The organism is Glaciimonas sp. OK215, from assembly GCF_057787885.1.
This window is the reverse complement of sequence record NZ_CM173544.1, coordinates 3,736,059-3,756,562: the sequence shown is the minus strand read 5'-3', so window position 1 is coordinate 3,756,562 and position 20,504 is coordinate 3,736,059. Positions and strand designations below refer to the sequence as shown.

Genomic DNA, 20,504 nt, shown 5'->3' with positions numbered 1-20,504 from the left:
GAATAATGCTCCTCCAGAAGGATCGTACGGCTGCGGCCCTCTACACAATGTAGTTATGCGTATCGCTCGGCGTCAGCAATACGTGATTCAGTGTCACCAGGGTAACAAAGGAATCAGCGCCGCCATCGCTATCGACTTTGACGATGGTATTGCCGGGCGAAGTCGTCGTGTCGAATTGCAGATAGCCGCCGGTAAATGCGTTGGTGCCGGCGTCTGTGCCGCTATAACCGCTGAATCCATGGAGCAAATCATGCAGATCCAGAACATCGGTCCCGTTGGCTCCTGATTTGCTAAAGTCAGTAATGACGTCGCCCGTCGTGCCGCGGTCTGTGATCGCGTTATAGGCAAACGTATCGTTACCCAAGCCACCAGTGAGTATGTCGTTGCCACCGCCGCCCACCAGGATGTCATTGCCGTCGCCGCCAAACATCAGGTCATCGCCGTTTGAACCGTAAATATGCCCATCGCCGGGATTGGCGTTGTAAGTCCATAGCGTGCCGCTGCCTTGATCGTGCGTCCCCTGGAAGCCAGCTGTCGTGTATTGGCCCAGAAGCGCGATCTGGGCGCTATGCACACCGTCGTTCAAGATCAGCATTCCACCTGTCCCTCCGGCATTGGCGGAATAGCTCAGCGTCGTAGCGCTGCCAAACACGACATCCACGAGATCGAGTGAATCGCCGACGGCAAATCCGGAGACGGAGCCAGTGAAGCTGGCCGAATGATCGAGCATGAGCGTGCCAGTTCCGCCATCGGCGAAGGTGGTGTTCTCGGCAGAGGCGGCGCCGAATTCGAGTGTCGCCGCGCCGCTGATCGTCGCGCTCCCGGAGCCGGTAACATCGCCATGGATGGTAACGTTGCCGCCGTTGGCCCACAGACTGCCGGAATTGGCGATCCCGCTTTCGATGAGGAGGCCGCCGCTGCCGCTTGATTCGAGCGTACCGGTGTTTGTGATCACGTGGCTTCCGGTATCGATGACCAGCGCGTGGCTGCCGTCGGCGATGATGGTCCCCGCGTTCGCGAGCGTCATCTGTCCGGCACCGAGCTGGCCGGCGCCGGAAATGGTGTTATCGACGTTGGTGAGCGTGGCCTCGCCGGTGCCGCCGAAGATGGCGTTGTGGTCGTTGTCGGACAGCGTGAGATGCCCGCCGCCTTGCAGCGTCACACTGTGGACCAGGATTTCCAGGCTGGTTTCGCTGCCGGTGGAAGCGACCGCGATCGTGCCGGTGTTTTCGATGACCCCGCTGAACGGCATGATGGCGCCGTCGCTGATGGTCAGGGTGCCGGCATTGATGGTGACGGGGTCCTGGTCGAAGACGAAATTGCTGGCGGTCAGTGAAGCAGTATCGACACCGAATACCGTGATGGTCTCGCCGTTGGAGAGAGTAATTACGGCGTTGCCGCTGGCGTCGTTGACCGTTTGGGCCTGGACGTCGGCGAAGCTCGCGAAACCTGCGAAGCCGATCAAGTCGATTTTGTCTGCTGCGGCGTCGAAGCTGTGGATTGTGTCGTTCGTTATCGGTTGGGCGAAGACGAAGAGGTCGGCGCCGGAAGAGCCGGTGAGGTGATCGTCTGAGGATAGAGCGAAGATTGGCGAGCCTGGGGCGTAGGCTTCGACGTTGTCGGCGATGATGTGGGTGCCGCTGGTGCCGTCGGTGTTGGTCCAGGTTTGGGTGACTGTGAGGACCATTGCGCCGGTGTAGGCGGCGGGTGTGGTGACGGTCAGCGTGGTTGGATCGTTCGTCTGCACAGTCCAAGTTTCGTCGGCGAGCTTTGTTCCGGTGTTCAGGGTCCAATCCGAGGGGACTCCGGAGACCGTGACAGTGCCAACATGATCCGCCGACGGATTGCTCAAGCCCAGGTTGATAGGTTCGCCGGATACACCGGCTGGGGCTGTGTGCGTTGAAGTCGTCACGTTGCCTGCGATGTCCGTCACGGTAACCGTAACGTTATCATTATGTATATTTTTGGAGGGGGAGGTCGGGATCGTCCAGGTTCCACCTACATGCGTTGCGGCACCAAACGTGACGGTGCCGTCGGTGGTGTCCACGGCCGAAACGGTGGCGATACCTGAAGCGTCTGTGATGACCGCGATTGCCTTGGCACTAGTAGAGAAAGTCCATGTATCCGTCGGCGCAATGGTGTCGAGCGTGAAAGTGATGCTGTTGCTGGCGGTGTTGCCGGCGGTGTCGACATCGTTGACCACCACCGTGTGGCTGGCATTGGTCGTGGGTGCGGTGTAGGTGCTGCTGGCCGTGCCGCCATCCACCGTGTAGGTGCGCGTCACGTCAGCCGCCGCCGCGCTCACTGTCAACGCGGCATTGTTGGTGATGTGGTCGCTGCCGGAGCTGCCGGTGTCGCTGGTCAGGGACAGCGTCGGCGTGGCGATGGTCTTGTCGAGCGTAAAGGTGATGCTGTTGCTGGCGGTGTTGCCGGCGGTATCGAGGTCGTTGACGACGACGGTGTGGCTGCCATCGGTCGTGGGCGCGATATAGGTGCTGCTGGTTGTGCCGCCATCCACCTTGTAGGTGCGCGTCACGTCTGCTGCCGCCGCGCTCACTGTCAACGCGGCATTGCTGGTGATGTGGTCGCTGCCGGAGCTGCCGGTATCGCTGGTCAGCGCCACTGTCGGCGTGGCGATGGTCTTGTCGAGCGTGAAGGTAATGCTGCTGCTGGCGGTGTTGCCGGCAGTGTCGATGTCGTTGACCACCACCGTGTGGTTGCCATCGGTCGTGGGCGCGGTATAGGTGCTGCTAGCCGTGCCGCCATCCACCTTGTAGGTGCGCGTCACGTCTGCTGCCGTCGCGCTCACTGTCAACGCGGCATTGTTGGTGATGTGGTCGCTGGCGGAACTGCCGGTATCGCTGGTCAGCGCCACTGTCGGCGTGGCGATGGTCTTGTCGAGCGTAAAGGTGAGGCTGTTGCTGGCGGTGTTGCCGGCGGTGTCGAGGTCGTTGACGACGACGGTGTGGCTACCATCGGCGGTCGGCGCCACATAGCTGGCCGAGGCTGTGCCGCCATCCACCGAGTAGGTGCGTGTCACGTCACCCGCCGCCGCGCTCACTGTCAACGCGGCATTGCTGGTGATGTGGTCGCTGCCGGAACTGCCGGTGTCGCTGGCCAACGCCAGCGTCGGCGTGGCGATGGTCTTGTCCAGCGTAAAGGTGAGGCTGCTGCTGGCGGTGTTGCCGGCGGTGTCGATGTCGTTGACCACCACCGTGTGGCTGCCATCGGCGGTCGGCGCCACATAGCTGGCCGAGGCCGTGCCGCCGTCCACCGTGTAGGTGCGTGTCACGTCACCCGCCGCCGCGCTCACTGTCAATGCGGCATTGTTGGTGATGTGGTCGCTGGCGGAACTGCCGGTGTCGCTGGTCAGCGCCAGCGTCGGCGTGGCGATGGTCTTGTCTAGCGTAAAGGTGAGGCTGTTGCTGGCGGTGTTGCCGGCGGTGTCGATGTCGTTGACCACCACCGTGTGGCTGCCATCGGCGGTCGGTGCCACATAGCTGGCCGAGGCTGTGCCGCCATCCACCGAGTAGGTGCGTGTCACGTCACCCGCCGCCGCGCTCACTGTCAACGCGGCATTGTTGGTGATGTGGTCGCTGCCGGAACTGCCGGTGTCGCTGGTCAGGGCCAGCGTCGGCGTGGCGATGGTCTTGTCGAGCGTAAAGGTGAGGCTGTTGCTGGCGGTATTGCCGGCAGTGTCGAGGTCGTTGACGACGACGGTGTGGCTGCCATCGGCGGTCGGCGCCACATAGCTGGCCGAGGCTGTGCCGCCATCCACCGAGTAGGTGCGTGTCACGTCACCCGCCGCCGCGCTCACTGTCAACGCGGCATTGTTGGTGATGTGGTCGCTGCCGGAACTGCCGGTGTCGCTGGTCAGGGCCAGCGTCGGCGTGGCGATGGTCTTGTCGAGCGTGAAGGTGAGGCTGTTGCTGGCGGTGTTGCCGGCGGTATCGAGGTCGTTGACCACCACCGTGTGGCTGCCGTCGGCGGTCGGCGCGGTATAGCTGTTGCTGATCGTGCCGTCCACCGTGTAGCTGCGTGTCACGTCAGCCGCGGCTGCGCCGAAGGTGAGCCCGCCGCTCTGGGTGATCAGGTCGCTGGCGGAGCTGCCGGTGTCGCTGGTCAGCGCCAGCGTCGGCGTGGCAATGGTGTTGTCCAGCGTAAAGGTAATGCTGCTGCTGGCGGTATTGCCGGCGGTATCGAGGTCATGGACGACGACGGTGTGGCTGCCGTCGGCGGTCGGCGCGGTATAGCTGCTGCTGGCCGCACCGCCGTCCACCGTGTAGCTGCGCGTGACATCTGCCGCCGCTGCGCCGAAGGTGAGCCCGCCATTTTGCGTGATCAGGTCGCTCGCCGAGCTGCCGGTGTCGCTGGTCAGCGTCAGGGTCGGCGTGGCAATGGTGTTGTCGAGCGTGAAGGTAATGCTGTTGCTGGCAGTGTTGCCTGCGGTGTCGAGGTCGTTGACGACGACGGTGTGGCTGCCATCGGCGGTCGGCGCGGTATAGGTGCTGCTGGCCGCACCGTCCACCGTGTAGCTGCGTGTCACGTCAGCCGCGGCTGCGCCGAAGGTGAGCCCGCCGCTCTGGGTGATCAGGTCGCTCGCCGAGCTGCCGGTGTCGCTGGTCAGCGCCAGGGTCGGCGTGGCAATGGTGTTGTCGAGCGTAAAGGTGAGGCTGCTGCTGGCGGTGTTGCCGGCAGTGTCGAGGTCGTGGACCACGACGGTGTGGCTGCCGTCGGCGGTCGGCGCGGTATAGCTGCTGCTGGCCGCACCGCCGTCCAACGTGTAGCTGCGTGTCACGTCAGCCGCGGCTGCGCCGAAGGTGAGCCCGCCATTTTGCGTGATCAGGTCGCTCGCCGAGCTGCCGGTGTCGCTGGTCAGCGCCAGGGTCGGGGTGGCGATGGTGTTGTCGAGCGTGAAGGTGAGGCTGCTGCTGGCGGTGTTGCCGGCGGTATCGATGTCGTTGACGACAACGGTGTGGCTGCCGTCAGTCGTCGGCGCGGTATAGCTGCTGCTGGCCGCACCGCCGTCCACCGTGTAGCTGCGTGTCACGTCAGCCGCAGCTGCGCCGAAGGTGAGCGCGCCGTTCTGGGTGATCAGGTCGCTCGCCGAGCTGCCAGTGTCGCTGGTCAGCGCCAGGGTCGGCGTGGCGATGGTGTTGTCGAGCGTAAAGGTAATGCTGTTGCTGGCAGTGTTGCCGGCGGTGTCGATGTCGTTGACCACGACGGTGTGGCTGCCATCGGCGGTCGGCGCGGTATAGCTGCTGCTGGCGCTGCCGCCGTCCACCGTGTAGCTGCGCGTGACATCTGCGGCGGCTGCGCCGAAGGTGAGCCCGCCGCTCTGGGTGATCAGGTCGCTGGCGGAACTGCCGGTGTCGCTAGTCAGCGCCACCGTCGGCGTGGCGATGGTGTTGTCGAGCATGAAGGTAATGCTGTTGCTGGCGCTGTTGCCGGCGGTATCGATGTCGTTGACGACAACGGTGTGGCTGCCATCGGCGGTCGGTGCGGTATAGCTGTTGCTGATCGTGCCGTCCACCGTGTAGCTGCGCGTGACATCTGCGGCGGCCGCGCCGAAGGTGAGCCCGCCGCTCTGGGTGATCAGGTCGCTAGCCGAGCTGCCGGTGTCGCTGGTCAGCGCCAGGGTCGGCGTGGCGATGGTGTTGTCGAGCGTAAAGGTGAGGCTGCTGCTGGCGGTATTGCCGGCGGTGTCGAGGTCGTGGACCACGACGGTGTGGCTGCCATCGGCGGTCGGCGCGGTATAGGTGCTGCTGGCCGTGCCGCCATCCACCGTGTAGCTGCGCGTGACATCTGCAGCGGCTGCGCCGAAGGTGAGCCCGCCGTTCTGCGTGATCAAGTCGCTGGCGGAACTGCCGGTGTCGCTGGTCAGGGCCACTGTCGGCGTGGCGATGGTGTTGTCGAGCGTGAAGGTGAGGCTGTTGCTGGCGGTGTTGCCGGCGGTATCGAGGTCGTGGACCACAACGGTGTGGCTGCCATCGGCGGTCGGTGCGGTATAGGTGCTGCTGGCGCTGCCGCCGTCTACCGTGTAGCTGCGCGTGACATCTGCGGCGGCCGCGCCGAAGGTGAGTCCGCCATTTTGCGTGATCAGGTCGCTCGCCGAACTGCCGGTGTCGCTGGTCAGCGCCAGCGTCGGCGTGGCGATGGTGTTGTCGAGCGTGAAGGTGAGGCTGTTGCTGGCGGTATTGCCGGCGGTGTCGAGGTCGTGGACCACGACGGTGTGGCTGCCATCGGTTGTGGGCGCGGTATAGGTGCTGCTGGCCGTGCCGCCATCCACCGTGTAGCTGCGCGTGACATCTGCAGCGGCTGCGCCGAAGGTGAGCGCGCCGTTCTGGGTGATCAGGTCGCTCGCCGAGCTGCCAGTGTCGCTGGTCAGCGCCAGGGTCGGCGTGGCGATGGTGTTGTCGAGCGTAAAGGTAATGCTGTTGCTGGCAGTGTTGCCGGCGGTGTCGATGTCGTTGACCACGACGGTGTGGCTGCCATCGGCGGTCGGCGCGGTATAGCTGCTGCTGGCGCTGCCGCCGTCCACCGTGTAGCTGCGCGTGACATCTGCAGCGGCTGCGCCGAAGGTGAGCCCGCCGCTCTGGGTGATCAGGTCGCTCGCCGAGCTGCCGGTGTCGCTGGTCAGGGCCAGGGTCGGCGTGGCGATGGTGTTGTCGAGCGTGAAGGTAATGCTGCTGCTGGCGGTGTTGCCGGCGGTATCGAGGTCGTTGACCACCACCGTGTGGCTGCCGTCAGTCGTGGGAGCAGTGTAGGTGCTGCTGATCGTGCCGTCCACCGTGTAGCTGCGTGTCACGTCAGCCGCGGCTGCGCCGAAGGTGAGTCCGCCGTTCTGGGTGATCAGGTCGCTGGCGGAACTGCCGGTGTCGCTGGTCAGCGCCAGGGTCGGGGTGGCGATGGTGTTGTCGAGCGTAAAGGTAATGCTGTTGCTGGCAGTGTTGCCGGCGGTGTCGAGGTCGTTGACCACGACGGTGTGGCTGCCATCGGCGGTCGGCGCGGTATAGCTGTTGCTGATCGTGCCGTCCACCGTGTAGCTGCGCGTAACATCTGCCTCGGCTGCGCCGAAGGTGAGTCCGCCATTTTGCGTGATCAGGTCGCTGGCGGAGCTGCCAGTGTCGCTGGTCAGCGCCAGGGTCGGCGTGGCGATGGTGTTGTCGAGCGTAAAGGTAATGCTGTTGCTGGCAGTGTTGCCGGCGGTGTCGAGGTCGTTGACGACGACGGTGTGGCTGCCGTCGGCGGTCGGCGCGGTATAGCTGCTGCTGGCCGCGCCGCCATCCACCGTGTAGCTGCGCGTGACATCTGCGGCGGCTGCGCCGAAGGTGAGCGCGCCGCTCTGGGTGATCAGGTCGCTGGCGGAACTGCCGGTGTCGCTGGTCAGCGCCAGGGTCGGCGTGGCGATGGTGTTGTCGAGCGTAAAGGTAATGCTGCTGCTGGCGGTGTTGCCGGCGGTGTCGATGTCGTTGACCACGACGGTGTGGCTGCCGTCGGCGGTCGGCGCGATATAGCTGCTGCTGATCGTGCCGTCCACCGTGTAGCTGCGTGTCACGTCAGCCGCGGCTGCGCCGAAGGTGAGCCCGCCGCTCTGGGTGATCAGGTCGCTGGCGGAGCTGCCGGTGTCGCTGGTCAGCGCCAGGGTCGGCGTGGCGATGGTGTTGTCGAGCGTAAAGGTGAGGCTGCTGCTGGCGCTGTTGCCGGCGGTATCGAGGTCGTTGACGACGACGGTGTGGCTGCCATCGGTTGTGGGCGCGGTATAGCTGCTGTTGGCGCTGCCGCCGTCCACCGTGTAGCTGCGCGTGACATCTGCAGCGGCTGCGCCGAAGGTGAGCGCGCCGTTCTGGGTGATCAGGTCGCTGGCGGAGCTGCCAGTGTCGCTGGTCAGCGCCAGGGTCGGCGTGGCGATGGTGTTGTCGAGCGTAAAGGTAATGCTGTTGCTGGCAGTGTTGCCGGCGGTGTCGAGGTCGTTGACCACAACGGTGTGGCTGCCATCGGCGGTCGGTGCGGTATAGCTGCTGCTGGCGCTGCCGCCATCCACCGTGTAGCTGCGCGTGACATCTGCGGCGGCTGCGCCGAAGGTGAGCGCGCCGCTCTGGGTGATCAGGTCGCTGGCGGAACTGCCGGTGTCGCTGGTCAGGGCCAGGGTCGGCGTGGCGATGGTGTTGTCGAGCGTAAAGGTAATGCTGCTGCTGGCGGTGTTGCCGGCGGTATCGATGTCGTTGACCACGACGGTGTGGCTGCCGTCGGCGGTCGGCGCGATATAGCTGCTGCTGATCGTGCCGTCCACCGTGTAGCTGCGTGTCACGTCAGCCGCGGCTGCGCCGAAGGTGAGCCCGCCGCTCTGGGTGATCAGGTCGCTGGCGGAGCTGCCGGTGTCGCTGGTCAGCGCCAGGGTCGGCGTGGCGATGGTGTTGTCGAGCGTAAAGGTGAGGCTGCTGCTGGCGCTGTTGCCGGCGGTATCGAGGTCGTTGACGACGACGGTGTGGCTGCCATCGGTTGTGGGCGCGGTATAGCTGCTGTTGGCGCTGCCGCCGTCCACCGTGTAGCTGCGCGTGACATCTGCAGCGGCTGCGCCGAAGGTGAGCGCGCCGTTCTGGGTGATCAGGTCGCTGGCGGAGCTGCCAGTGTCGCTGGTCAGCGCCAGGGTCGGCGTGGCGATGGTGTTGTCGAGCGTAAAGGTAATGCTGTTGCTGGCAGTGTTGCCGGCGGTGTCGAGGTCGTTGACCACAACGGTGTGGCTGCCATCGGCGGTCGGTGCGGTATAGCTGCTGCTGGCCGCACCGCCGTCTACCGTGTAGCTGCGCGTGACATCTGCAGCGGCTGCGCCGAAGGTGAGTCCGCCATTTTGCGTGATCAGGTCGCTGGCGGAACTGCCGGTGTCGCTGGTCAGGGCCAGGGTCGGCGTGGCGATGGTGTTGTCGAGCGTAAAGGTGAGGCTGCTGCTGGCGGTGTTGCCGGCAGTGTCGAGGTCGTTGACCACGACGGTGTGGCTGCCGTCGGCGGTCGGCGCGGTATAGCTGCTGCTGGCCGCACTGCCGTCCACCGTGTAGCTGCGTGTCACGTCAGCGGCGGCTGCGCCGAAGGTGAGTCCGCCATTTTGCGTGATCAGGTCGCTCGCCGAACTGCCGGTGTCGCTGGTCAGGGCCAGGGTCGGCGTGGCGATGGTGTTGTCGAGCGTAAAGGTGAGGCTGCTGCTGGCGGTGTTGCCGGCAGTGTCGATGTCGTTGACCACGACGGTGTGGCTGCCATCGGTGGTCGGCGCGGTATAGCTGCTGCTGGCCGCACCGCCGTCCACCATGTAGCTGCGTGTCACGTCAGCCGCGGCTGCGCCGAAGGTGAGCCCGCCGTTCTGCGTGATCAGGTCGCTGGCGGAACTGCCGGTGTCGCTGGTCAGCGCCAGCGTCGGCGTGGCAATGGTGTTGTCGAGCGTGAAGGTGAGGCTGCTGCTGGCGGTGTTGCCGGCAGTGTCGAGGTCGTGGACCACGACGGTGTGGCTGCCGTCGGCGGTCGGCGCGGTATAGCTGCTACTGGCCGCACCGCCGTCCACCGTGTAGCTGCGTGTCACGTCAGCGGCGGCTGCGCCGAAGGTGAGTCCGCCATTTTGCGTGATCAGGTCGCTCGCCGAACTGCCGGTGTCGCTGGTCAGCGCCAGCGTCGGCGTGGCGATGGTGTTGTCGAGCGTGAAGGTGAGGCTGTTGCTGGCGGTATTGCCGGCGGTGTCGAGGTCGTGGACCACGACGGTGTGGCTGCCATCGGTTGTGGGCGCGGTATAGGTGCTGCTGGCCGTGCCGCCATCCACCGTGTAGCTGCGCGTGACATCTGCAGCGGCTGCGCCGAAGGTGAGCGCGCCGTTCTGGGTGATCAGGTCGCTCGCCGAGCTGCCAGTGTCGCTGGTCAGCGCCAGGGTCGGCGTGGCGATGGTGTTGTCGAGCGTAAAGGTAATGCTGTTGCTGGCAGTGTTGCCGGCGGTGTCGATGTCGTTGACCACGACGGTGTGGCTGCCATCGGCGGTCGGCGCGGTATAGCTGCTGCTGGCGCTGCCGCCGTCCACCGTGTAGCTGCGCGTGACATCTGCAGCGGCTGCGCCGAAGGTGAGCCCGCCGCTCTGGGTGATCAGGTCGCTCGCCGAGCTGCCGGTGTCGCTGGTCAGGGCCAGGGTCGGCGTGGCGATGGTGTTGTCGAGCGTGAAGGTAATGCTGCTGCTGGCGGTGTTGCCGGCGGTATCGATGTCGTTGACCACCACCGTGTGGCTGCCGTCAGTCGTGGGAGCGGTATAGGTGCTGCTGATCGTGCCGTCCACCGTGTAGGTGCGCGTGACATCTGCGGCCGCCGCGCCGAAGGTGAGCCCGCCGCTCTGGGTGATCAGGTCGCTGGCGGAACTGCCGGTGTCGCTGGTCAGCGCCAGGGTCGGCGTGGCGATGGTGTTGTCGAGCGTGAAGGTGAGGCTGCTGCTGGCGGTGTTGCCGGCGGTGTCGAGGTCGTTGACGACGACGGTGTGGCTACCATCGGCGGTCGGCGCCACATAGCTGGCCGAGGCTGTGCCGCCATCCACCGAGTAGGTGCGTGTCACGTCACCCGCCGCCGCGCTCACTGTCAACGCGGCATTGTTGGTGATGTGGTCGCTGGCGGAACTGCCGGTGTCGCTGGTCAGCGCCACTGTCGGCGTGGCGATGGTCTTGTCGAGCGTAAAGGTGAGGCTGTTGCTGGCGGTGTTGCCGGCGGTGTCGAGGTCGTTGACCACCACCGTGTGGCTGCCATCGGCGGTCGGCGCCACATAGCTGGCCGAGGCTGTGCCGCCATCCACCGAGTAGGTGCGTGTCACGTCACCCGCCGCCGCGCTCACTGTCAACGCGGCATTGTTGGTGATGTGGTCGCTGCCGGAACTGCCGGTGTCGCTGGCCAACGCCAGCGTCGGCGTGGCGATGGTCTTGTCCAGCGTAAAGGTGAGGCTGCTGCTGGCGGTGTTGCCGGCGGTGTCGATGTCGTTGACCACCACCGTGTGGCTGCCATCGGCGGTCGGCGCCACATAGCTGGCCGAGGCCGTGCCGCCATCCACCTTGTAGGTGCGCGTCACGTCACCCGCCGCCGCGCTCACTGTCAATGCGGCATTGCTGGTGATGTGATCGCTAGCAGAACTGCCGGTGTCGCTGGTCAGGACCACCGTCGGCGTGGCGATGGTGGAGTCGACCATGGCGGTGACCGCCGCGGTGGTCGTGGTGTTGCCGGCGATGTCGGTGGCGACGGCGGTGAAGCTATGCAGTCCGTCACTGCGCGCACTGGTGGTAAAGGTCCAGTGGCCGGAGCTGTCCAGCGCGGCAGCGCCAAGATCGGTCGAGCCGTCGAAGATATGGACTGACGATACGCCGTTGGCGTCGCTGGCGGTGCCGGACAGCGCCAGGGTGTTGTCCTTGGTGAGCCCGCCGCCGCTGATGGTGGTGGTCAGCCCGGTATCGGTGCCGAGGGTGCTGCTGATGGTTTCGGTCGGTGCCAAGGTGTCGACCGTGAAACTAAAACTTGTGGCCGCCGAAGTGTTGCCCTTCACGTCGATTTGACGCACCAGCAAGTTGTTCAAGCCTTCCAATCCGTGAAAACTCGTACCCCAGTGGGCGCCGCCGTCGGAGCTGTACTGGACCGTCGCACCATACGCGACACCAGTCAGGCCGAGCGTGCCGTCGCCGGTGACCTTGTCGCTGCTTGAACTGCCGGTGTCATGCGTGAGCGCAACGATGGGTGCCGGCGGCGCGATTTCCACGTACGCGGTGGCCCAACTGAGGGTCCCGTTGCCGAGCCGGATCGCGTACGTAAAGCTGTCTTGTGCGTATCCAAGCGTACTGTAACTGTTCGAGAGCCAAGCGGTATCCAGGGTGCTTGCATCGTACCCGACCTTTCCGTCCGACGTAATCCAGATGTGCGCGCCCCTATCGCTGTGGTCTGTGCTCAGGGCCTCCGTCCTGGTTGTATCTTGCGTCAGCAGCGCTGTTTGCTCGAGCGTTGTTGTAGTTTCGCTACCCGCATCGATCGAGTAAAGCGTCTTGGCGGCGCCGCCCAGATCATTCGCCATCACGTTCAAGTAGACGATGCCAAGCGAATTGTCGGTGAGGCCGGTCTGCGCCGAAGTGAACAGGTCATCCCCGGCTTGCGGCGTATTGCTGATCGAAACGGCAGTCCCTGACGATAGCGTAGTTGTGGCCATGACTCTCCCCTTGATTTTTGTCGGCGTCTGGCTAAGTATTCCCGCATTGGCGGAATCGACGCTCAATATTTGTCCGGCGTGAAATCGCCTTCTATTCAAGCTTATGTGTTCAGGAAAGATGTTCTATTGGACCTTGGTACACCCTGTACTTTGGTACAGGTGTACTGGTTCTACTAGCCGGGGAGGCTGTCGGACTTATGGATAACCGGCCTGCTGAGTGTCGACCGGGAGAGGAAGCGTCGTTCCGATCGCTTGGCTGGAGATCAAGCGGGTAAGAGGGTAGACGAGTAAACGCTCAGGTGTCGTCGATGCCCATCACAAGGAGCGCCAGCTTGAGCCGGTCGGGGATGCCCAGCTTGCGAAAGGTTTCGGTCAGGTGGGCTTTGACTGTGCGTTCGGTAATGGCCAGTCGTCGGGCGATTTGCTTGTTATTTTCTCCGCTCGCAACCAGCGCGGCAATTTCCCGCTCGCGCCGGGTAAGGTCGGCAAGGCGGCCGAGGTTGGCGGTGGCCCGCCTGGTGTTGGCTTCTTCGTCGCGCGCATTGGCGCCCAGTTCATCCAGCAGCAGGGGAGTGAGCGTTCTCCGAATCCACAATTCTCCATGCTGGATGGCGACGATAATGCGTTTGAGGAGTTGCGGGTCGATATCGCTTCGGCAGCAGCCCCGCACACCGGCCTTGAATAAGGCCAATTCTATTTGGTCGGAAATGGCGCCGCTCAGTACAATGATTTTCGTGGCCGAGTGCGATTTGATGAAACCGGCAATGCTCTTCGGACCATCCAGTCCGTGCAAATCGATGTCCAGCAACAAGGCTTGCGGCTGTATCCGCACCATGCCTTCCTTGAGTGCGCCCAGTTCGGTCACTGTCTGCACAGCGATAAAACCCTGCAGGCCTTGCTGCCAGCGAGAAAGTGTAGCGGGGGATGAACTAGCAAGTAGGATCACGATATGCCTTTATCTATGTGCCTTTAGCGTTCGCGAAGCGCCATGTCTTTGGTCTTGATAATCGGTTTGAGCAGATAGTGCAGCACGGTTTTCTTGCCGGTCCGGATATCCACTGTGGCGATCATGCCGGGGAGAATAAGCAATGGCTTGGCCTGCCCGTTGGGCTTGTTCTGCTTGGTGCGCACCCGGATCTGGTAATAGCTTTCCTGTTTTTCACCTGGCTTTTCGGGCATCAACGTGTCGGCGCTGATGTGTTCCAGCGTGGCGGGAAAACCACCGTAAATGGAAAAATCGTAAGCGGACAGCTTGACCATGGCTTCCTGGCCGGGGTGCAGGAAGGCGATGTCGGCGGGGCGCACGCGCGCCTCGATCAACAGAGTGTCATCCAGCGGCACGATCTCCATCAGGTCCATGCCGGGCTGAACCACGCCTCCCACCGTATTGATCTTGAGTTGCTTGACGATCCCCGCCAAGGGCGCCCGCACCAAGGTGCGCGTGACGCGGTCTTCCAGCGCGGTATTGGCGGCGCTCAGCGCGGTTTGTTCCGCCCGCGCCAGATTCAATTCTTTCATCGCGTCGGCGCGGAAGTGCGCCGTCAGCTCTTCCATCTTCTGGTTCATTTCGCGGTAGGCGGATTCAAGCCGCGGCAGCGCCAACCGGGCTGCATCCAGTTCGCCCTGCAAATCGATTGCCTGTCGTTCCAGCCTGAGGATGTCCACTTCAGAGACAGCGCCCTGCTGCACCAGCGGACGCGTCATCGCCAGTTCCTTCGTGACCAGGCTGTGGCTCTCCTGCAATTGCAGTTCGCGGGAACGCTTCTCGGTGAGTTCCTGCCGGCGCTGTTCGGCCTGCTGCCTGAGTACAGCCTGATTGGCTTGCAGTTCGCGTTGCGTGGACAGGTACAGCGATTTTTCCTCGGCCAGCAGCTTGGGATTTTCCTTTTCCAATTGGGCCGGCGGCACAAAAGCGGTATTGCCTGCCTCGGCCGTCAGGCGCGCAATCTTGGCGAGCAGCGCCTGATCTTTCGCCTGGCCTTCCCGAGACGACGCGCTGAAGCGGGTGTCGTCGATGCGCATCAGGGCCTGGTCTTTTTGCACCACCTGTCCCACCCGCACCAGAATTTCGGAAACGATGCCACCCTCCAGGTTTTGCACTACCTGAACCTGGCTTGAGGGAATGACCTTGCCTTCCCCGACAGTGAACTCATCAACGGTCGCCAGCGCGGCCCACACCAGTGCAATGATGCAGAAAATCAGCGTCGCCCACAGAATCCAATGGGTAAAATAGCGCGGCCCTTCCATCACTGCGGCACTGCTTTCGCGCATGAACTCGGTGTCGTCGACAGAAGGCTTGAGTGCCGCCAGAATGCGGCTTGTTAGAGCACGCCATCCACCGGGTGCCACGATTTCACCCAGCGGCGGACTATTTCCTGCGGGCGGTTCAATGTGCAGCATTGAGTTTGCCTCCTGCCAGTGCTGCCAGCACCAGATCCTTGGGACCATCGGCGATCACGCGGCCCTGGTCAAGCACGATCAGACGGTTGACCAGGCTAAGCAGCGACGCGCGGTGCGAGATCAAGATCATTGTGCGGCCGTCAAGCTGGGCCGCGAGCCGGGCTTTGAATTGCTCTTCCGAGCGGTTATCCATGGCGCTGCTCGGTTCGTCGAGCAATAGCAGCGGTGGCGACAACAGTTCGGCGCGGGCGATCGCGATCGCCTGCCGCTGCCCACCGGATAATCTTTCCCCACGTTCGCCCACCTGCAGATCGAATCCTTGCGGTGAACGGTTGGTGAATTCCGTCACCCCGGCGATTTCCGCCGCGCGTAGCACGGCGGCATCGTCTGCATACGGCGCGCCCAGCACGATATTGTCTCGCACACTCCCATAAAACAGCAGTATGTCCTGCGGCACGTGACCAATGTCACGGCGCAGCGCTGCCGGATCGATCTGGCGCTGATCGGTGCCGTCGATCAACATCGCCCCCGAAGTTGGCGGATACAAGCCCAGAACCAGTTTTTCGATGGTGGTCTTGCCGGAGCCGACCCGCCCGATGATCGCGACCCGCTCCCCGGGTGCGATCCTGAATGAAACATCGCTCAACGCTTCCACCGACTGGTCGGGATAGGCAAAGCTGACATTCTTGAATTCGATCCCGCCGCGCAAGCCCGGACGGTGCACGAAGCCTTTGCCGGCGGGCCGTTCCGCCGGCAAATGCATCAGCCGGTCGATAGATTTCAGCGCATCGCGGGATTGATGGTAGCGGGTCAGCAGCGCTGCCACCTGCGACAGGGGGGCCAGCGCGCGGCCGGTGAGAATGGAGCACGCGATCAAGCCGCCCATGGTGAGCTTATCGTCGGCGATCAGGTAAACACCGAACACGACCACGGCGAGATAGGCCGCCTGCTGCACGAACACGGAAAAATTGACCGCACAGGCCGAGAGGAAGCGGGATTTCAGCCCCAGTTTGGCAATCTGCCCGATCACCTGTTCCCACTTGCGCTGCACCGGGCCTTGCGCCCCCATGACCTTGATCGTTTCCAGCCCGACCAGGGTTTCAACCAGGGTCGCCTGTCGTTGCGCGGCGAGCCGGCCACTTGCCTGCACCACGCGCGCAAGCGGTAACTGCAGGGCCAGGCCGACACCGATGATGAGCGGCAGCGCAATGACGGGCACCCACCCGAGCGGACCGCCGACCCAGAACATGACCCCAATGAACAGCAGCACAAACGGCAAGTCGATCAAGGTCGTAATGGTGGCGGAGGTAACAAATTCACGGAATGCTTCAAATTCCTGAAGGTTGCTTGCAAACGCGCCCACTGAAGCAGGCCGGGCCGTCATTTGGATACCGAGCACTTTCTCGAAAATGTTGGCGGACAGGATGACATCGATCTTTTTTCCGGCCACATCGATAAAATAGCCGCGCAAGGCGCGCATCAGGATGTCAAAAGTTGTCACCAGGCCCACCCCGATCGCCAGCGCCCAAAGCGTTTCCAATGCATGATTCGGGACTACCCGGTCATATACGTTCATTGAAAACAAGGGCATGATCAGCGCAAACAGGTTGATCAGCAAGGAAGCGATGAGGACTTCACCATAAATAGGCCAGGCTTGCACAGCCACGCCCCAGAACCAGTGTAGCGGCCGGGGTATCGCACTATCGGCGGTGCGCTCATCGAAGCGGTAGGCCGGCCGCACAAAAATCACATGGCCCGCATAGCGCTCCTGTAATTCATCCAGGCTAATCTCATGTTCGCCGGCGCCTGATTCCGGCAAGATGACTTGCGCACTTTCGATGTCCCCCTTGCGCACCAGAACGCACGCTTGTCTGTCATTCAATAGCAGGACCGCAGGCAAGACCAGATCCGGGATGTTGTCGAGCGAACGCTTGACCAGTTTCGCGGACAAACCAACACGCAGCGCTGCGCGGATGAACAACTCGGGTGTCAGTCGATGTTTGACGAGCGGCAGGCCGGAGATCAGCGTATCGGCCGATACCGGCTTGTTATGCATTTTGGCTAATGCCAGCAGACAACCCAGCAAGGGGTCGTCCTGCAGAATTGACGCAGTCGGCAACTCCCAAGTATCGCTTACGGCAAATGGATCATCGATTGAGCGCATTTGTGAAGTGTCCTCGATTGAAAAGGCTGCCGATATTACTTTTTCAAGCTACATACCATTCAATTCATTAATTCAAAGCAACTCAATGCTTTACAAAAAAGAAGCGCTCCGTGGTCAGCTCTACTGTATTGATTTTTATGCCAGAATGACTCAAACATATCATAACCTCAAGCAACATGAGTACGACTTACGTGGCCATATGTCCGGCTATGTCGTACCAAAACAACTGGATTAACTTTCGGTGAGGGATATTGCTTGGTGATGAATACCCATTCAACGCCGTTGCAGAGAAGGTCGAGATAAAGCGGTAGTTGAATTGGTTTTTTGTTGATTGTCGGCTATAAAAAAATATTTGGCGATAAATTTCTATTGTTCATCCAACGGTGCCCGTCGTGGCAGGAGTTCAACCGGCGATCGGGACACTTGCTTCCCGGCGGACTTTGATTTTTTGGGACAACAGCAGAGCTGTTCGTCGCGATTGAGGTGGATATGCCGACATCGGCCAGCGCTTTCGTTTTACCCTTCCCATCGAAGGGAAGGGGGGGGGGACTCGCCTTTTACTCCTCGCTGCTTCATGCAGTTGTATGGGTACTCGGACAGGGTTGGCTTGTAGCGGTGGCAGATGCGTGGTTCGGTGCATTTTAACGGAGCTGGATGAGTTGATTTGGCCTGGCACCAACTGGGCACCGTGGTAGCATTGCCGATTGAAAAATGACTGCAATGCCCAGTAACCGCCACCGATATGAACGTGCTTCAAGATCGAGGGCGGTAGATCGGGTTATCAAAATCTTTTTGAGAAGATTAAATCTCATCTCCGATTAACCCTTGTGGTAGTTCTTCCATCTGCGCAGGCGGCATCTGCCATTCCACGCAATCCGCAACTTCACCTTCCAGGCACTCGTCGACTTCATATGGTTTTTGAAACATATAACCTCCAATATGTGCGTTTGCACAATTGATAGACGCCTATATAAATAAGCCGTTCCATCTTAATTTGTAAGGAATAATGTTGCGTTTGCACAAAAAGCATTAAATGCCAGTATTGCCGACTCGAAGCGTTCTGGCCGCGCCAGCAACAGATTCACGACATACAGCAATTCAACCGGGTGCAATTAGCGAACCAGTGGCCACTCGACCAGGCCGCAATCCCCTTTCTGGAAAACATCAGTCACAGGTGGCGGAAGTGGCGGCGTTAACGCTGATTCGAGCAGGACATTCTGCGATCAGCCGGCGGCGCTCCAGGAGTCGACCCATCGTCAGCAGTCGGACGATACGCCGAAAGGAGCGTTCCCTGACGGCAAGATTTATGTGGCGGAGGATGCGCATAGTTCAGCGGCTGATCTGGACGCAACGATTTTCCACGAATTATACGGCCATGACGTTACCCGGAATTTGTTCGGCGTGGCATGGCTTGCGAGATTCGGCATTAGTGGCCCACCAGGCAGATTTCTAGCGCAAGGAGCTAAGTTGGGCCGGAGAAATCTTTATCGACTGGCTTCGGGTTTTCTTCGGGATCGCTTAACCCGAACTTCATACGGGTGTCTCCCATCAGTTCGCGTAGTTCGTGAATGCTCATACCTGTGACTTCGTGCATCCGAATCAACATCCAGGCACCGACTGGTAGTCGCCTATGTCGAATCTTACTAATGACTGGCGGTGCGACCTCAAGTGCACGGGACAGTGCTGCATCGTTTTTCAAGTGCATTCGCGCAATCAGCGCATCGAGTAGACGGTCAGGGTCGTAACCTTGCTGAGTTACCGTTGCTGGCTGATTCATGATTTCCTCGCCCTGTGGGCAATAGGCCGGATGATTGCATGAGGTATGCCACCGGACCGGTTTTGCTGCACGTAAACCACGATTGTGCTGCCAGGAACAGCCACTACCGTGATTACCATAGCGTACGCAAGCCTGGCACGCACACAACCGCAATGGCACAGTTTCAATTGTTATATTAATTACAATAAAGAGAATAGCAAGGACAAATAGAGAGGAGAAGTAAACGCGGTGTCAATTCTTCCGGTAAGTGACTTGCGCAGCGCTGACGATGTACTCGCCGTTCTTCGATGCCTTGGCCGCATCCATTCCAGCGCAACGTATCCGAGCCGATCAAATCTCACCACCACAAGCGTATCAATAAAGCGAATTTCGCCGAGCAGTTCAAGGAACTGCGGCCGCTGCGCTGAACCACCGAGGTGCGCCAGACCAGTATGCAATCGAATAGTCGATCCGCTCGATTTCAAGGCGCTGGCTCTCGACCGTCTACAGCATGGTCTTTGTCCGCACTGGTGGATTATAAGAACCGCCATGCTGCGTGGCAGCGTCAGCGCTAAAATATTGCCTGTAAGCAATATCAGGTATTCGGATGTGGATAATAGGAATATGCTGCCGCATATAAATAGCGCTTGAATAATGTGCCAAAGTGACATGAAGCCAGATGAATCAGCAATGACGGATTAAGCCGGTATGTACGTAGCGAAGGTGAGACTGTTCATAACGGAGAACGCGCGCTCATGCAGGTTGGCGGCGCATTTCTCGCCACCACCGAGTACAGAAAGATACCAATGTCGGAGACAGATGAATAAGCGCAAGATCAAGGTTTTGCTGGTGGATGACCATAGCATCGCCCGCAATGGCGTGCGCCTGATGCTCGGGACCGCAAGTGATATCGAGGTTGCGGGTGAGGCGGAGACGGCGAAGGACGCCATGCAGCTTGTACGGAAGAGTAATTTCGATGTGGCGCTACTGGATATCGCGCTGCCGGGAACGAATGGCCTGGAACTCCTCAAGGCATTGCGGGCAGAGAAGCCCGAACTCGCCGTGCTGATGTTAAGCATGTATTCCGAAGATATCTATGCCGTGCGTGCGATCAAGCACGGCGCCGCCGGCTATCTCGCTAAAACGGTGTCGACAGCGACCCTGGTTGCGGCGGTGCGGAAGGCAGCTGCGGGTGGCAAGCATATTAGTCCCGAGCTGGCGGAAATATGTATCGACGTGATCGGCGGAGGTAACATGGCGCGGCACGCAGCGCTATCGGACCGCGAACTTGAGGTATTAAAACTGCTCGCCACAGGCGAAAGACTTGTCGATATTGGCAAGATGCTGCACTTGAGCCCGAGTACCGTCACGACCTATCGGGTTCGCATTATGGAAAAAACAGGCTTGGCCAGCAACGCCAAACTCGCCCGTTACGCACTTGAAAATGGCTTGCTTGCATAGTCCGTTTCGATTGTTGTCGAGGTTGCTACCGGCAACGTGCTTGTCGGTGAATCCCTACACGTTATTGACTGGCAGCCCCCTACAAAAGAGTCACGTTACTAACGATATGAACGGCATATGACTTTCCGCAGGTTTGGCGTCATTGATGATCGCCTCACCTGACCTTGTCGCTGCCGATACGTGCACAGGGACGCATTGAAAAGAAACACGGATCACAACAAAACATCATGAGTAACTTTGACGAAAAAAAACTGAAAATGGATGAGGCACTGAAGCATTCAAGCGCTTGCCGGGAACTGCTTGATGGAGGCCACCTTGCTGGAGCTATTAGATATTGTGCAAAGCAAAGAATTGAACCACCCGAATGTTCCCTCACTTCAGAATCGCCGAATGCTAGCCGGTTGAGGGCATTGGCGGAAAACAAGCTATCGGATTACGGATGGTGGGCAAAGCGGCTGAAAATTCGAGCAGCGCGTGAAGATGCAATGATGCGTATACGCCAGGAGTGCATCCAAAATTAGTCG

8 protein-coding genes are annotated in these 20,504 nt (G+C 61.1%); 2 read left to right on the top strand and 6 right to left on the bottom strand.

Translation table 11 applies throughout. The features are described from left to right. Positions 1 to 40: 40 nt before the first annotated feature. The 6 genes from AC3CHX_RS17305 to AC3CHX_RS17280 form a co-directional block, all read right to left on the bottom strand. Positions 41 to 12,199 carry an Ig-like domain-containing protein gene (locus tag AC3CHX_RS17305; protein ID WP_488629268.1) on the bottom strand — a complete coding sequence of 4,053 codons (12,159 nt, stop codon included), beginning with the start codon at positions 12,197 to 12,199 and terminating at the stop codon, positions 41 to 43. Positions 12,200 to 12,494: 295 nt separating this feature from the next. Beyond that, positions 12,495 to 13,145 carry a LuxR C-terminal-related transcriptional regulator gene (locus AC3CHX_RS17300; protein ID WP_488629267.1) on the bottom strand — a complete coding sequence of 217 codons (651 nt, stop codon included), beginning with the start codon at positions 13,143 to 13,145 and terminating at the stop codon, positions 12,495 to 12,497. Between the two features lie 23 nt (positions 13,146 to 13,168). Further along, positions 13,169 to 14,599: an HlyD family type I secretion periplasmic adaptor subunit gene (locus AC3CHX_RS17295; protein ID WP_488629266.1), complete on the bottom strand. Its 1,431-nt coding sequence runs from the start codon at positions 14,597 to 14,599 to the stop codon at positions 13,169 to 13,171. Next, positions 14,586 to 16,763: a type I secretion system permease/ATPase gene (locus tag AC3CHX_RS17290; protein WP_488629265.1), complete on the bottom strand. Its 2,178-nt coding sequence runs from the start codon at positions 16,761 to 16,763 to the stop codon at positions 14,586 to 14,588. Before AC3CHX_RS17290 ends, AC3CHX_RS17295 begins: the two co-directional genes overlap by 14 nt. A gap of 801 nt (positions 16,764 to 17,564) precedes the next feature. Further along, entirely contained in the window at positions 17,565 to 17,690 is a 126-nt protein-coding gene (locus AC3CHX_RS17285) for a hypothetical protein (RefSeq protein WP_488629264.1), read from the bottom strand. A 535-nt stretch (positions 17,691 to 18,225) separates the two neighbouring features. Next, positions 18,226 to 18,540 (bottom strand): hypothetical protein, encoded by a 315-nt coding sequence (locus AC3CHX_RS17280; protein WP_488629263.1) that lies wholly within the window; start codon positions 18,538 to 18,540, stop codon positions 18,226 to 18,228. A 798-nt stretch (positions 18,541 to 19,338) separates the two neighbouring features. Between AC3CHX_RS17280 and AC3CHX_RS17275 the strand changes: the two genes are divergently transcribed. Then, positions 19,339 to 19,980: a response regulator gene (locus AC3CHX_RS17275; protein WP_488629262.1), complete on the top strand. Its 642-nt coding sequence runs from the start codon at positions 19,339 to 19,341 to the stop codon at positions 19,978 to 19,980. Positions 19,981 to 20,207: 227 nt separating this feature from the next. Further along, complete coding sequence (locus AC3CHX_RS17270; protein WP_488629261.1) at positions 20,208 to 20,501, top strand: hypothetical protein; 294 nt, start codon at positions 20,208 to 20,210, stop codon at positions 20,499 to 20,501. Positions 20,502 to 20,504 lie beyond the last annotated feature (3 nt).